Origin of the sequence: Bordetella genomosp. 2, assembly GCF_002261345.1 — a bacterium.
In the GTDB taxonomy this organism is placed as follows: domain Bacteria; phylum Pseudomonadota; class Gammaproteobacteria; order Burkholderiales; family Burkholderiaceae_B; genus Bordetella_A.
In genome coordinates this window covers 226516-239943 of the sequence record NZ_NEVT01000008.1, presented here as the reverse complement: position 1 = coordinate 239943, position 13428 = coordinate 226516, and the positions used below count along the sequence as shown (strand labels likewise).

14 protein-coding genes are annotated in these 13428 nt (G+C 68.5%); 11 read left to right on the top strand and 3 right to left on the bottom strand.

Features of this window, described 5'->3' with window-relative positions; all coding sequences use genetic code 11:
- The first annotated feature begins 1 nt into the window (after window position 1).
- The 5 genes from CAL24_RS20055 (at window position 2) to CAL24_RS20035 (ending at window position 5652) form a co-directional block, all read left to right on the top strand.
- Window positions 2–943 (top strand): ABC transporter permease, encoded by a 942-nt coding sequence (locus CAL24_RS20055; RefSeq protein ID WP_028352773.1) that lies wholly within the window; start codon window positions 2–4, stop codon window positions 941–943.
- Between the two features lie 64 nt (window positions 944–1007).
- Window positions 1008–1859 (top strand): ABC transporter permease, encoded by an 852-nt coding sequence (locus tag CAL24_RS20050; RefSeq protein WP_038852947.1) that lies wholly within the window; start codon window positions 1008–1010, stop codon window positions 1857–1859.
- Window positions 1856–3538 carry an ABC transporter ATP-binding protein gene (locus tag CAL24_RS20045; protein WP_094807708.1) on the top strand — a complete coding sequence of 561 codons (1683 nt, stop codon included), beginning with the start codon at window positions 1856–1858 and terminating at the stop codon, window positions 3536–3538. Before CAL24_RS20050 ends, CAL24_RS20045 begins: the two co-directional genes overlap by 4 nt.
- 21 nt (window positions 3539–3559) lie before the next feature.
- Window positions 3560–5017 carry an N-acyl-D-amino-acid deacylase family protein gene (locus CAL24_RS20040; RefSeq protein WP_028352770.1) on the top strand — a complete coding sequence of 486 codons (1458 nt, stop codon included), beginning with the start codon at window positions 3560–3562 and terminating at the stop codon, window positions 5015–5017.
- 50 nt (window positions 5018–5067) lie between these two features.
- Window positions 5068–5652: a BON domain-containing protein gene (locus tag CAL24_RS20035; protein ID WP_094807707.1), complete on the top strand. Its 585-nt coding sequence runs from the start codon at window positions 5068–5070 to the stop codon at window positions 5650–5652.
- Here the strand turns inward: CAL24_RS20035 and CAL24_RS20030 are convergent.
- Window positions 5627–6091 carry a hypothetical protein gene (locus CAL24_RS20030; protein ID WP_094807706.1) on the bottom strand — a complete coding sequence of 155 codons (465 nt, stop codon included), beginning with the start codon at window positions 6089–6091 and terminating at the stop codon, window positions 5627–5629. The genes CAL24_RS20035 and CAL24_RS20030 overlap by 26 nt on opposite strands.
- 95 nt (window positions 6092–6186) lie before the next feature.
- On the opposite strand from CAL24_RS20030, the gene CAL24_RS20025 reads away from it, so the two are divergent.
- Both CAL24_RS20025 and CAL24_RS20020 read left to right on the top strand, forming a co-directional pair.
- Complete coding sequence (locus tag CAL24_RS20025) at window positions 6187–7476, top strand: SDR family oxidoreductase (protein ID WP_094807705.1); 1290 nt, start codon at window positions 6187–6189, stop codon at window positions 7474–7476.
- Window positions 7461–7925, top strand: a complete 465-nt coding sequence (locus CAL24_RS20020; protein WP_094807704.1) for a DUF2269 family protein — start codon at window positions 7461–7463, stop codon at window positions 7923–7925. Before CAL24_RS20025 ends, CAL24_RS20020 begins: the two co-directional genes overlap by 16 nt.
- A gap of 10 nt (window positions 7926–7935) precedes the next feature.
- Here CAL24_RS20020 and CAL24_RS20015 read toward each other — a convergent pair whose 3' ends face one another.
- On the bottom strand, window positions 7936–8268 hold the full coding sequence (locus CAL24_RS20015) for a four-helix bundle copper-binding protein (protein WP_094807703.1): 333 nt from the start codon (window positions 8266–8268) through the stop codon (window positions 7936–7938).
- Window positions 8269–8357: 89 nt separating this feature from the next.
- A complete protein-coding gene (locus tag CAL24_RS20010; protein WP_094807702.1) occupies window positions 8358–9359 on the bottom strand; it encodes an Lnb N-terminal periplasmic domain-containing protein in 1002 nt (333 codons plus the stop codon).
- A 343-nt stretch (window positions 9360–9702) separates the two neighbouring features.
- Between CAL24_RS20010 and tssA the strand changes: the two genes are divergently transcribed.
- The 4 genes from tssA to CAL24_RS19990 are packed head-to-tail and all read left to right on the top strand — an operon-like array spanning window position 9703 to window position 13408.
- Window positions 9703–10752, top strand: a complete 1050-nt coding sequence (gene tssA / locus CAL24_RS20005) for a type VI secretion system protein TssA (protein ID WP_094807701.1) — start codon at window positions 9703–9705, stop codon at window positions 10750–10752.
- Between the two features lie 41 nt (window positions 10753–10793).
- The gene (gene tssB / locus CAL24_RS20000) at window positions 10794–11348 is read left to right on the top strand and encodes a type VI secretion system contractile sheath small subunit (protein ID WP_028352763.1); all 555 of its coding nucleotides are present in this window, start codon (window positions 10794–10796) and stop codon (window positions 11346–11348) included.
- A 19-nt stretch (window positions 11349–11367) separates the two neighbouring features.
- Entirely contained in the window at window positions 11368–12870 is a 1503-nt protein-coding gene (gene tssC / locus CAL24_RS19995) for a type VI secretion system contractile sheath large subunit (protein ID WP_028352762.1), read from the top strand.
- A gap of 52 nt (window positions 12871–12922) precedes the next feature.
- Entirely contained in the window at window positions 12923–13408 is a 486-nt protein-coding gene (locus tag CAL24_RS19990; protein WP_028352761.1) for an Hcp family type VI secretion system effector, read from the top strand.
- Window positions 13409–13428: the final 20 nt, after the last annotated feature.

Sequence of the window (13428 nt, the reverse complement as noted above, 5' to 3'; positions counted from 1 at the left end):
CATGCTTGCCTACATTGCCCGCCGGCTGCTGGCCACGGTGCCCGTCATGGTCATGGTGGCGGTGGTGGTGTTCGCCATGCTGCGCCTGACCCCGGGGGACCCGGCGGCCATCCTGGCCGGCGATGACGCCACCGGGGCGCAGCTCGAAGCGATCCGCCAGAGCATGGGGCTGGACCAGCCCATCCTGACGCAGTTCGGGGTCTGGATGGGACAGCTGGCGCGCGGCGACCTGGGGGTATCGCTGCTGTCCGGCAAGCCGGTGCTGGACCTGATCGGCAACCGGGTCGGCCCCACTTTGGCGCTGGCGCTGGCGACCATCGTCGTGACGGTAATCGTGGCGGTGCCGATGGGCATCGTCGCGGCGCGCAAGCGCGGCAAGCTGCTCGACCGCCTGGTGATGACGCTGTCGGTATTCGGTTTTTCCGTGCCGACTTTCGTGATCGGCTACCTGCTCATCTACCTGCTGGCGCTGAAGCTGGGCTGGTTCCCCGTGCAGGGATACAAGCCGGCGGCGGGCGGATTCTGGCCGTTCGCCCATCGCCTGGTGCTGCCCACGCTGGCGCTCAGCGGCATCTACATCGCCCTGGTGGCGCGGATCACGCGCAGCAGCATCATCGAAGTGATGGGCGAGGATTTCATCCGCACCGCGCGGGCCAAGGGCGCGCGGGAACGCGCCATCCTGCTGCGCCACGCGCTGCGCAACGCGGCCGTGCCCATCGTCACCATCATCGGCATCGGCATCGCGTCGCTGATCACCGGGGTGGTGGTGACCGAGTCGGTCTTCAACCTGCCCGGCCTGGGCCGGCTGGTGGTGGAGGCGGTGCTGGCGCGCGACTACCCGGTAATCCAGGGCCTGATCCTGCTGTTCTCGTTCACCTACATCCTGATCAACCTGGTGGTGGACGTGCTGTACACCGTGTTCGATCCCCGCATCCGATATTGAGGCAACCATGAACATCGACCCCGTCCGCCCCGCGCTGCAGGCCGGCGACCCGGCCGCGCTGTCCATGCCGGCCGCGCAGACGCTGGCGGCGCAGCTCGCACAGGCGCTCAAGAGCCCGCCGGTGCTGGCGGCCTTCGTGATCTTCAGCGTGGTCGTGGTGCTGTCGGTGCTCGCGCCGGTGCTGGGCACCATGGACCCGATCGCCATCGACCCGGGCCGGCGCTTCGCCGGCGTATCGGCCGAGCACTGGCTGGGCACCGACGCCTTCGGCCGCGATACTTACTCGCGCGTGCTGTACGGCGCGCGCGTGTCGCTCATCGTCGGCCTCGGCGCCATGCTCGCCAGCATCCTGCTGGGCCTGGTGATCGGCGTGATCGCCGGCTACTTCCGCGCCGCCGACGCCATCATCATGCGGGTGATGGACGGCATCATGGCGATCCCCAGCATCCTGCTGGCGATTGCGCTGGTGTCGCTGACCGGCGGCACGCTGGCCACGGTGCTGGTGGCGATCATCGTGCCGGAAGTGCCGCGGGTGGTGCGCCTGGTGCGCGGCGTGATCCTCAACGTGCGGTCCGAGCCCTACGTCGAGGCCGCCGTTTCGCTGGGCTCGCCGCTGCATCGCCTGCTGCTGCGCCACATGGTGCCCAATACCGTGGCTCCGCTGATCGTGCAGGGCACGTTCATTTTCGCGTCGGCCATCCTGACCGAGGCCACGCTCAGCTTCCTGGGCGCCGGGCTGCCCACCGAGATCCCGTCGTGGGGCAACATGATGGCCGACGGCCGCATGTACTTCCAGCTGCAGCCCGGGCTGGTGCTGTATCCCGGCGTGGTGCTGGCCCTGACGCTGCTCAGCGTCAATGTGCTGGGCGACGTGCTGCGCGACGTGCTCGACCCCAAGATGGCGAGGAGATCATGAGCGAAACATCCATGCAATCCGGCGCCGCGGCGGAGCCGGTCCTGCGCATCGAGGACCTGTCGGTCGGCCTGGCCGGGCAGCCGGCCCGCAGCGTGGTGCGCGGCGTCAGCTTCGACGTGCGGCCCGGCGAGACCGTCTGCGTGGTGGGCGAATCGGGATCGGGCAAGTCGGTCACGGCGTTTTCCGTGATGGGGCTGCTGCCGCCGGACGGCCTGCGCTGCACCGGCGGGCGCGTCCTGCTGGATGGCGAAGACGTGCTGCGCGCCAGCCCCGAACGCCTGCGCGAACTGCGCGCCACCCGCATGGCGATGATCTTCCAGGAGCCCATGACCGCCCTCAATCCGGTCGAGACGGTGGGTCGGCAGATCGACGAAGTGCTGTGCATCCATCGCGACTACGACAAGCGCGAGCGCCGGCGCCGCGTGCTGGAGATGTTGGCGGCCGTGCACCTGCCCGAGCCGGAACGCATCTACGACAGCTACCCGCACCAGTTGTCGGGCGGCCAGCGCCAGCGCGTGGTGATCTGCATCGCGCTGATCCTGGAGCCCCGGCTGCTGATCGCCGACGAGCCGACCACCGCCCTGGACGTGACCACCCAGAAGCAGATCCTGGCCCTGATCCGCGAGCTGCAGGACAAGCACAATACCGCCGTGCTGTTCATTACCCACGATTTCGGCGTGGTGGCCGAGATCGCCGATCGTGTCGTGGTGATGAACCGCGGGCACGTGGTGGGGGTGGGCGCGCGCCAGCAGGTCCTGGCCGCGCCGGCGCAGGACTATACCCGCATGCTGGTGTCGTCCGTGCCCAGCCTGGTGCCCGAGCCGCGCGCGCCGAACCGGGACGAGGTGGTGCTGGAAGTGGCGGGGCTGCACAAGACCTATGCCGAGCGGCGCCTGTTCGGCCGCTCGCGGGTCGTGCAGGCGGCCGTGGATATCGGCCTGACGCTGCGGCGCGGCGAGATCCTCGGCATCGTGGGCGAATCGGGTTCGGGCAAATCCACCGTGGCGCGCTGCATCGTGCGCCTGCAGGAACCCAGCTCGGGCAGCATCCGGGTGCATGGCGACGAGGTCGCCGGGGTCGGCGGGCGGCGCCTGCGGCCTTTGCGGCAGCGCGTGCAGATCGTGTTCCAGGACCCCTACCGGTCGCTCAATCCGCGCGTCAAAGTCGGCGAATCGATCATCGAAGGCCTGGTCAACTACGGCATGCCGCGCGCACAGGCGCTCGACCGCGCGGGCACGCTGATGGAGCTAGTGGGGCTGGACGCCGGCGTGCTGCAGCGCTATCCCCACCAGTTCTCCGGCGGCCAGCGCCAGCGTATCTGCATCGCGCGGGCGCTGGCGCTGGAGCCCGATATCCTGGTGGCGGACGAGGCCGTTTCCGCGCTCGACGTCTCGGTGCAGGCGCAGGTGCTGGCATTGCTGGACGACATCCGCGCGCGCACCGGCGTGGCGGTGCTGTTCATCACGCACGACCTGCGCGTGGCGGCGCAGGTGTGCGATTCCATCATGGTCATGCAGCACGGCCGCATGGTGGAAAGCGGCCCGGCCGCGCAGGTGCTGACTGCGCCGCGCCAGCCGTACACCCGGGCGCTGCTGGATGCCGCGCCGGGGCGCGACTGGGACTTCCGCCATTTCCGCCCGATGCCCGCCGCTCTCCAGGCGGCCGCCGGCGGCGCCTGATTCCCTTGACGAGGTTTCATCATGCAAGCCACTTATGACGTACTGATCCGCCATGCCGAGATCGTCGATGGCACGGGCGCGGCGCGCTTCGACGGCGACATCGGCATCGAGGGCGACCGCATCGCCCGCGTCGGCGACCTGAGCGGCGGGCGCGGCCGCCTGGAAATCGATGCGCGCGGCCTGGTGGCCGCGCCCGGTTTCATCGACGCGCATACCCACGACGACCGCGTCATGCTGTCCGCGGGCGACATGGCGGCCAAGGTGAGCCAGGGGGTCACCACGGTGATCGGCGGCAATTGCGGCATTTCGCTGGCGCCGATGCCGCAGCCCGCGCCCGCCACCGTCACGCCGCCGCTGGACCTGCTGGACAATACCGGCCAGTGGTACCGGTATGCGCGCTTCGGCGATTATCTGGACGCCCTGCGGGCCCAGCCGGCCGCCACCAATTGCGCCATGCTGGTGGGCCATTCGACGCTGCGGGTGATCACCATGGACGACCTGGCGCGGCCCGCCAGCGCCGCCGAGATCGCCGCCATGCGCGACCACGTGACCGAGGCCATGGAATCCGGCGCCATCGGCGTATCGACCGGCCTGGCCTATGCGCCCGCCATGGCGGCGCCCACCGAAGAAGTGATCGAGGTCTGCCGCCCGCTGACCGAGTACGGCGGGCTGTACTGCACGCATATGCGCGACGAGGGCGACGAGATCATGGCGGCGCTCGACGAGACCTTCCGCATCGGCCGCGAGCTGGGCGTGCCGGTGGTCATCTCGCACCACAAGCTGGCCGGCGTGAACAACCATGGCCGTTCGGTCCAGACGCTGCAGCACATCCGCGAGGCGATGGCGCGCCAGCCGGTGTGCCTGGATTGCTATCCCTATCCGGCCTCGTCGACGATCCTGACCTACCGGCACGCGGCGGGGTCGTCGCGGACCATCGTGACCTGGTCGCGCAGCCTGCCGCAGTACGCCGGCCGCGACCTGGCCGACATCGTGCGCGAAATGGGCTGCTCGCTGGAGGAGGCAGTCGAGCGGCTGCTGCCGGCCGGCGCGATCTATTTCCGGATGGACGACGCCGATGTGCAGCGCATCCTGCAGTTCGACGAAACCATGATCGGCTCGGACGGGCTGCCACACGACGAGCAGCCGCATCCGCGCCTGTGGGGCACCTTCCCGCGCGTGCTTGGGCACTATGGGCGCGGGCTGGGCCTGTTCTCGCTTGAGAAGGCGGTGCACAAGATGAGCGGCCTGACCGCCGCCCGCTTCGGCCTGGCCGACCGCGGCGTGGTGCGCGAGGGCGCCTACGCCGATCTGGCGATCTTCGATGCCGGCACGGTCGACGAGCGCGCCACCTTCGCCAAGCCGATCGCGCCCTCGCAAGGCATCGACACGGTGCTGGTCAACGGCGCGGTGGTGTGGCGCGACGGCAAGCCGGGCGGGGCGCGGCCCGGCCGGGTGCTGCGCCGGCAGGCCGGGGCATAGCGGCGCCGGCCGGCTGCGCCGGGAGGGCCGGCACGCTAATTGCGAAGCGCATGCATGTTGATTTCCGCAATGGGGGGCAGACCATGCGCTATCGCCACAATACTCCGCCGGACGAGCCGGCGGACCGGCCCAACCGCGACCGCCATTCCAATTCCGGCTATCCGGGCGGCGGCGAATCGTATACCCAGGACCATGATCCCTATGGCCGCCGCTACGACGACCCGGCCGGCGGCGCGCACGCGCGCCGCGAAACGCCCGAGCGCTATGCGCGCCGCGACAGCTGGACCGACGATCCGCAATGGCGCGGCCAGGGCGCCGGCCAGGGCGATTTCCCGGGCCGCTCGGGCTTGAGCTTCCCGTACCAGAGCCAGCCGCGTGCCCCGGTGTACCCCAAGGGCTACGTGCGCTCGGACGAATACATCCACGACGACTTGTGCGAGCGGCTCAGCCGCAGCGGCCTGGAGGTGGCTGAAGTCGAGGTGGCGGTGTCCGCCGGCAAGGCGGTGCTGACCGGCAATGTCCCGGCCCGCTGGATCAAGCACGCGGTCGAGGATGCCGCGGTGGAGACGCGCGGCGTGAACGAGGTCGAAAACCGCATCCGCGTCGCCGCTAAGGCCGACGCGCGAAGCGCGTGAGCGCCAGGCCGATGCCGAAGGCCGCGTAGACGATCGCCAGCGAGCGGCCGGACAAGCGGCGTTCGAAGCCGGGCGTCAGGCGGCGCGGCGTGGCCTTCAGGTCGACCAGGCAGGCGGTCGCGGCGACGCCGAGCCCGGCGGCGTAGGGGCGCCAGCGCGGGCCGTCGGCGCGCTCGCTGTAGATCAGGGTTTCATAGGCGGCGCCCCACAGGATGGACATGGCATGATGAATGACGTATCCGGTCCGGGTGTAGCGCCACGAGGGCTGCTGCTGCCGCAATGCGCGGTCGCGCCACAGCCAGTGGCTGACCGCATTGACGGGCGCGAATACGCTGCCGCAGTCGCGCGCGCCGCAACCCGCCAGGGCCAGCGTGGACAATGCGCTGGCCGTCGTGCCCGATACCAGCGCGCGCGCCGTTGCTTCGACAATGAGGCTCATGTTGTCTCTCGGTCGATTCATCCGCTTCCAGCATGCCCCGCCGGCGGGCGGGCGACTGTAACGGTTGGTGCGCGAGTGCTTCCCGGCGGCGCGCCATGAAGGTCCTGGTGATCGGCGCCAACGGGTTTCTGGGGCGGCATATCGTGCGCGCCCTGGCCGATGCCGGCCACGCGGTGGCGGCCGGCGTGCGGCGGGTGCCGGCGCGCAAGCCGGCGGACATCGAGTACCGCGCCGTGGATTTCAACCAGGCCGACGACCCGCCGGCCTGGCGCGACCTGTTGGCGGGCGTCGATATCGTGGTCAACGCGGTCGGCATTTTCCGCGAGTCGGCGCACGCCACGTTCCAGCAGTTGCATGTACGCGCGCCGCAGGCGCTGTTCGCGGCGTGCGCCCGCGCGGGCGTGCGGCGGGTCATCCAGATATCCGCATTGGGCGCGGACGCGCAGGCCGGCACCGCCTACCATCGCAGCAAGCGCGCCGCCGACCACTATCTGTTGTCGCTGTCGCTCGATGCGGTGGTGCTGCAACCTTCGCTGGTCTACGGCAAGGATGGCGCCAGCGCCGCGCTGTTCGTTGCGCTGGCGACGCTGCCCTGGATTCCCGCGCCCGAGCTGGGCAGCGCGCGCGTGCAGCCGGTGCATGTCGACGACGTGGCGGCGGCCGTGGTGGCGCTGGCCGATCCGGCGCGGCCGCAGCCGGCGCGCATCGCGCTGGTCGGGCCGCGGCCCCTGTCCTGGCGCGCGTTCCTGGCGGACTTGCGGGCCGCCCTTGGCGTGCCGGGGCGCGCGCGGTTCCTGCCCGTTCCCGCATGGCTGGCCGCCGCCGCGGCGCGCCTGGGCGCCTGGTGGCCCGGCATGCTGTTCGACCTGGATGCGTGGCGCATGCTGCGGCGGGGCAACAGCGCCGATGCCGGCGCGATCGCCCGGCTGCTGGGCCGGCCGCCGCGCGGCGTGCGCGCCTTTATCGCGCCGGAGGACGCGGCCGCCCAGCGTACCCAGGCCACGCTCTACTGGCTGCTGCCCATCCTGCGCCTGAGCCTGGCCTGCCTATGGATCGTCACCGGCGTGCTGTCGCTGGGCATTTATCCGGTGGCATCCAGCTACGAACTGCTGGCGCGCGCCGGCGTCCCGGCGGGGCTGCAGCCGCTGGCCCTGTACGGCGCGGCGCTGCTCGATATTGTGCTGGGCCTGCTGGTCCTGCTGCCGCGCCGCACACGCCGCTTGTGGGCCGCGCAGGCGGCGCTGGTGCTGGGCTACACCGCCATCATCTCGTGGCGGCTGCCCGAATTCTGGCTGCATCCCTACGGACCGGTGCTGAAGAACGTGCCGCTGCTCGCCATGCTGTGGCTGCTGTACGCACTGGAGCGACCATGGAATACGCGATAGCGAAGTGGCTGCATGTGCTGTCATCGACCGTGCTGTTCGGCACCGGCATCGGCAGCGCCTATTATTTCCTGGCCGCCGCGCTCAGCCGCGACGCGCGCACGGCGGCCAGCGTCGCCGGCTATGTGGTGGTGGCGGACTGGCTGTTCACAGCCACTACCGCCATCGCCCAGCCGCTGACCGGCTACTGGATGGTGCGCGTGGCCGGCATGGGGTGGGACGCCGCCTGGCTGCGCTGGTCGGTTGGCCTGTATATCGTGGCGATCGCCTGCTGGCTGCCGGTCGTGTGGCTGCAGATGCGCCTGCGCGACCTGGCCCGCGCCGCCGCCGCGCGCGGCGCCGCGTTGCCGCCCGCCTATTGGCGCTATTTCCGGCTCTGGTTCGCGCTGGGCGTGGTCGCGTTCGTCGCCTTCGTGGCCATTTTCTACCTGATGACGGTCAAGCCGGCATGAGCGCGCGGCGTCAACCGGCCATGCGCTCGCAGGCGTCGGCGCAGCGCCGGCACATGGCGGCGCATTCGTCCATGCCGTCCAGCGGGTCGCAACTGTCGGCGCACTGCCGGCAGATCGCGGCGCAATCGGCGCAAATGTGCTGGTGGTGCGGCACGCCGGTGAGCATGAAGTGCGCGGCGGTGCGGCACAGCTCGGAGCACGCGATCATGAGGCGGAAATGGGCGGGGTCGAGGTGCGCGCCGCCGCGTTCCAGGCAATGCCCCATGGCCATGCCCAGGCACGACTGATAGCACTTCAGGCATTCGTCGATGCACATCTGCAGTTGAGGGGAACGGGATTCCATCTGGTGTACTCCTTGCTGGCGGAAGGCGGCATGGCGCCGCGTGCGGCCAGGAGCGCAGCAAACGGCATGCCCCGGCGACGGCGGCGCGCCTACTCGCCGGCCAGCTCGGCCGCGCCGATGCCGGGTACGCCGCGCCGGATGCGGCGCGAGAAGTCTGCGCCGCCGCGCTCGTCGCGCGCGCGCTCGGTGTAGCGGCCATGCTCGCGGTAAGCCTGCAGCGAATCCGCGCCGCGCAGCGCGCCCAGGTCGTACAGGTACTCGGGCAGGTAGCCCGAAGCCAGCAGCCGGTAGTCGAGCGGCAGGCCAGTGACGATGCGGTTGACCATGCGGAACACCAGCGTGGTGCAGTTGGCGGTCAACGTGTTGTAGAAGCGCGGCTGTTCAGCCAGCCGGTTGGCCTGGCTGACGTACTCGGCGAACAGGGCTCGCATGTCGTCGGGCGCCATGTGGACCCGGTACAGATAGCCTTCCTCATTGCGCACGTTGGTGCGCACCCGCAGGATGTCGCGCTCGTCGGCGGCCACGATGCTCAATTCGTACTGGCGGAAGAAGCCGCCGATCTCCGAGAAGCGGTCGTTCTTCTTGCGCCGGATCTCCACCGAGAACACCAGGTAGTCGCCGCCGGCGAAGCCGAACGAGACCAGGGTATGCGCGATGGCGGTGTGCGACCAGTACGACAGCGCCAGGTCCACCGAGCGGATCGCCGAGAGCGCGTAGCGGCGCGTCTCCCAGCGTATGTCGTAATCCGTGGGGGTGCGCCAGTGGAAATTGCGCACGTTTTCCAGCGTGACCGTGTCGCCCGCGATGACGCCGCGCAGCGTCCGCGCCACGCTCGGCTCCCAGTCGCGCTGGTTGGAGGGGCGCAAGGTCAGCCACCAGGCGGCCAGCAACCCGGCGGGCGCCAGATAGAGCGCCGCGCCCGCCCAGCGACCCAGGCCCGCCAGCACGCCGGCCGCCAGCGCGGCCGCCAGCCATGCGCCGATCAGCACCCGCGTCAGGCGCGGCCCCGCGGGCGCCCGCACGTACAGGGCCAGCGTGCCCCACGCGGCGGTGGCCGCAACGAAGAGGATGAAGACGGCCTGGCCCAGCACGCGCGCCCCTTGCTGCGAGTCGAAGTCAGGCGCATGCTAGCAAAACGGCTGTCGCCGGGTCTACATACTTATATATAAGAGTGGGCAGCGCAGGGCGGAGCATGCGCCTGTTGCGCCGCATTAATGCCCACATCACAGCACAAGAATGTTTCAAATCCTCAATTTGCTAGAGGATCAATTGTTCAATTCTTTTCGTATTTGTAAATGAATAGTAAGAAAAAACAGTAGCTGTTAGGCGTCATCGGGTTTGCTGCCCGGTGTGCCTAGAATTCGGACTTCTGCGGGAGATAACCGGAGATAGCCTTTTTTAGGCTCCGGGTATTCCCCAATATGACCGATCGCTATGGAATTTGCCGACATCCTGACCGCTCTCGATCCGCGTCTGCCGTGTGGAGAAGACCTGGAGTACGACGCCGAGTTCCTGCAATTGCAGCAGGCGGCTGTCGAGCGCAGCGAACAGCAGTTCGGATCGACCATCATTCCGGCGCAGCCGCCCGATTGGCGTGAGGTCGAGAAGCTGGCCCGCGGCCTGCTGGAGCGCACGCGCGACGTGCGCATCATTGCCTACCTGACGCAGGCCTGGACCGAGATCCGCGGCCTGCCGGGCTATGCCGATGGCCTGGCGCTGGCGGCCGATACGCTGGAACGCTACTGGGACGCGGTGCATCCGCGCCTGGACAGTGTCGGCGAGGATGACCCCATGCCGCGCATCAACGCGCTGGTCGCGCTGGGCGAGGTAAGCGGCTGCGCGCGCAGCGCCCGATCCAGCCGGCTGGTCAACGGCGTGCACGGGCAGTTGTCGCTGCGCGATGCCGAGTCGCTGCTGGACGGCAGCCGTTCCGATCCCGATTTTTATCCCGGCGGCCGCGCGCGCCTGGTCGAGCATTTGCGCCAGGCCTGGCTGCAGCAGGACGCCGACCTGGCGGCCCTGATGAATGCGATGCAGACGCTGCGCCGCATCCAGGAGCTGGTCGCCAGCAAGCTCGGCCAAGAATGGGTGCCGGATTACACCGGCATCTTGCGCACGTTCGAAATGGTGAGCCAGGTGCTGGGCGAGGGCGGCACCGTTGCGGGCGCCGACTCGCAAGTCGGGGACGAATCATCGGCGACGCCGCCGGCGCCCGTCCCGACCGCTCCCGGCGCCGCCGCGCCGGCGCTGCGCTGGCAGGACGCGCAGATCCAGTCGCGCGAGGAGGCCTCGGCCATGCTGGCCAAGGTGTGCGCGTATTTCGAGGTGCACGAGCCCAGCCATCCGGCGCCTTACCTGATCCGCCGGGCGCAGCAGCTCATTTCCCTCAGTTTCCACGACATCATGAAGAATCTGGCGCCGCAGGGTCTCGAACAGTTCGAGACGTGGCTGCCCAGGGACGCCGACGGCGGACCGGGCGCCTGACACGGCCCGATCGAGCACCAATTTCAGGACAGGAGAGCAAAATGGCAACGACACTGAAAGGCAGCGGACAGAAGTTCATCGCGCGCAACCGCGCCCCGCGTGTGCAGATCGAGTACGACGTGGAAATCTACGGCGCGGAGCGCAAGATCCAGCTGCCGTTCGTCATGGGCGTCATGGCCGACCTGGCCGGCAAGTCCGTCGAGCCGCAGCCCGACGTGGCCGACCGTAAGTTCCTGGACATCGATATCGACAACTTCGACGAGCGCATGAAGTCGATCCAGCCGCGGGCCGCTTTCCAGGTGCCCAACACGCTGACCGGCGAAGGCAACCTGAACGTCGACATCACCTTCGAGAGCATCGACGACTTCTCGCCCGCCACGGTGGCGCGCAAGGTGGGCGCGCTGAACGAGCTGCTCGACGCCCGCACCCAGCTCGCCAACCTGCTGACCTACATGGACGGCAAGACCGGCGCGGAAGAGCTGATCGGCAAAGTGTTGAAGAACCCGGCGCTGATGAACGCGCTGGCCGCCGCACCCAATCCGGATGCCGCCCCGCCCAAGGCGGATGCGCCCGAAGCCGATCCGGCCGAGAAGTAAACGATAAACGGAGAACGCGATGACTGCTGTGGCTAAACGCGCGGATGCCCGCACTACCGAAACGCTGGAAGCGGACAGCCTGTCCGCCCTGCTGAAGAAAGAATTCAAGCCCAAGACCGAACAGGCGCGCGAGGCGGTGGAGCACGCCGTGCGCACGCTGGCGCACCAGGCGCTGGAGAACAGCGGCGTGGCCGTGTCGTCGGACGCCTACCGGACCATCCAGGCGATCATCGCCGAGATCGACCGCAAGCTGTCGGACCAGATCAACCTCGTCATGCACCACCCCGAGTTCCAGCAACTGGAAGGCGCGTGGCGCGGCCTGCACTACCTGGTCACCAATACCGAGACCGACGAGCTGCTGAAGATCCGTGTGATGTGCATCTCGAAGAAGGAGCTGGGCCGCACGCTCAAGCGCCACAAGGGCGTGGGCTGGGACCAGAGCCCCATCTTCAAGCGCGTCTACGAGGAAGAGTATGGCCAGTTCGGCGGCGAGCCGATCGGCTGCCTGGTGGGCGACTACCACTTCGACCACAGCCCGCCCGATGTCGAGCTGCTGACGGAGATGGCGCGCATCTCGGCCGCGGCGCACTGCCCGTTCATCGCCGGCGCCTCGCCGAACGTCATGCAGATGGATTCCTGGCAGGAGCTGGCCAATCCGCGCGACCTGACCAAGATCTTCACCAACACCGAGTACGCCGCCTGGCGCAGCCTGCGCGAGTCCGAGGATTCGCGCTATATCGGCCTGGCCATGCCGCGCTTCCTGGCGCGCCTGCCGTACGGCGCGCGCACCAATCCGGTCGACGAGTTCGATTTCGAGGAAGACACGGACGGCGCCAACCACGACCGCTATGCCTGGGCCAACTCCGCCTACGCCATGGCGGCCAACATCAACCGCTCGTTCAAGCTGTACGGCTGGTGCACGTCGATCCGCGGCGTCGAGTCGGGCGGCGCGGTGGAAAACCTGCCGTGCCACACCTTCCCGACCGATGACGGCGGCGTGGACATGAAGTGCCCCACCGAGATCGCCATCAGCGACCGGCGCGAGGCCGAGCTGGCCAAGAACGGCTTCATGCCGCTGGTGCATCGCAAGAACTCGGATTTCGCCGCCTTCATCGGCGCCCAGTCGCTGCAGAAGCCGCACGAATACTACGATGCCGACGCCTCGGCCAATGCCAAGCTGTCGGCGCGCCTGCCGTACCTGTTCGCGTGCTGCCGCTTCGCGCACTACCTGAAGTGCATCGTGCGCGACAAGATCGGTTCGTTCCGCGAGCGCGACGACATGGAGCGCTGGCTCAACGACTGGATCATGAATTACGTCGATGGCGATCCGGTCAATTCGTCGCAGGAAACCAAGGCCCGCAAGCCGCTGGCCGCCGCCGAGGTCCAGGTCCAGGAGATCGAGGACAACCCCGGTTATTACTCTGCCAAGTTTTTCTTGCGGCCGCACTATCAGCTCGAAGGGTTGACGGTGTCGCTGCGCCTCGTGTCCAAGCTGCCCTCGTTGAAGAAGAACGATGGCTGATGGACATTTTTCCAGGGCACGTCGTGCCGTGACTGCAACTTAGGAGAGAGAAGTGGCTGTTGACATGTTCATGAAGATCGACGGGGCCAATGGCGAGTCGAAAGATGCCAACCACAAGAATTGGAGCGACATCATCTCGTTCTCGTGGGGCGCCACCCAGCCGGGCAACATGGCAAGCGGCGGCGGCCTGGGCGCCGGCAAGGCCAGCTTCAACGACCTGCACGTCGTTGCGCGCATCGACAAGGCGGCCCCGGCCGTCATGAAGCACTGCGCCAGCGGCAAGCACCTGAGCAAGATCGAGTTGTCGGTCTGCAAGGCCGGCGGCCAGCAGATCGAATACACGAAGATCACGCTGGAGGACGTGCTGGTGTCGTCGGTGCAGCTGTCGGCCGAACCCAAGTCGGAAGCCGTGGTGGTCAACTACGCTTTCCAGGCTGCCAAGGTCAAGCAGCAATACTGGGAGCAGACCGAGCAGGGCGGCAAGGGCGCGGAAAGCCTGGTCGCCTGGGATATCAAGCAGAACAAGGAAGTGGGCTGACGCGCTAGCGCGCGCCCTCT

Excerpts from the sequence above, each read along its gene's own strand:
- CAL24_RS20055 (WP_028352773.1), top strand. The coding sequence starts at position 2 with ATGCTTGCCTACATTGCCCGCCGGCTGCTGGCCACGGTGCCCGTCATG.
- CAL24_RS20050 (WP_038852947.1), top strand. The coding sequence starts at position 1,008 with ATGCCGGCCGCGCAGACGCTGGCGGCGCAGCTCGCACAGGCGCTCAAG.
- CAL24_RS20045 (WP_094807708.1), top strand. The coding sequence starts at position 1,856 with ATGAGCGAAACATCCATGCAATCCGGCGCCGCGGCGGAGCCGGTCCTG.
- CAL24_RS20040 (WP_028352770.1), top strand. The coding sequence starts at position 3,560 with ATGCAAGCCACTTATGACGTACTGATCCGCCATGCCGAGATCGTCGAT.
- CAL24_RS20035 (WP_094807707.1), top strand. The coding sequence starts at position 5,068 with ATGCATGTTGATTTCCGCAATGGGGGGCAGACCATGCGCTATCGCCAC.
- CAL24_RS20030 (WP_094807706.1), bottom strand. The coding sequence starts at position 6,091 with ATGAGCCTCATTGTCGAAGCAACGGCGCGCGCGCTGGTATCGGGCACG.
- CAL24_RS20025 (WP_094807705.1), top strand. The coding sequence starts at position 6,187 with ATGAAGGTCCTGGTGATCGGCGCCAACGGGTTTCTGGGGCGGCATATC.
- CAL24_RS20020 (WP_094807704.1), top strand. The coding sequence starts at position 7,461 with ATGGAATACGCGATAGCGAAGTGGCTGCATGTGCTGTCATCGACCGTG.
- CAL24_RS20015 (WP_094807703.1), bottom strand. The coding sequence starts at position 8,268 with ATGGAATCCCGTTCCCCTCAACTGCAGATGTGCATCGACGAATGCCTG.
- tssA (WP_094807701.1), top strand. The coding sequence starts at position 9,703 with ATGGAATTTGCCGACATCCTGACCGCTCTCGATCCGCGTCTGCCGTGT.
- tssB (WP_028352763.1), top strand. The coding sequence starts at position 10,794 with ATGGCAACGACACTGAAAGGCAGCGGACAGAAGTTCATCGCGCGCAAC.
- tssC (WP_028352762.1), top strand. The coding sequence starts at position 11,368 with ATGACTGCTGTGGCTAAACGCGCGGATGCCCGCACTACCGAAACGCTG.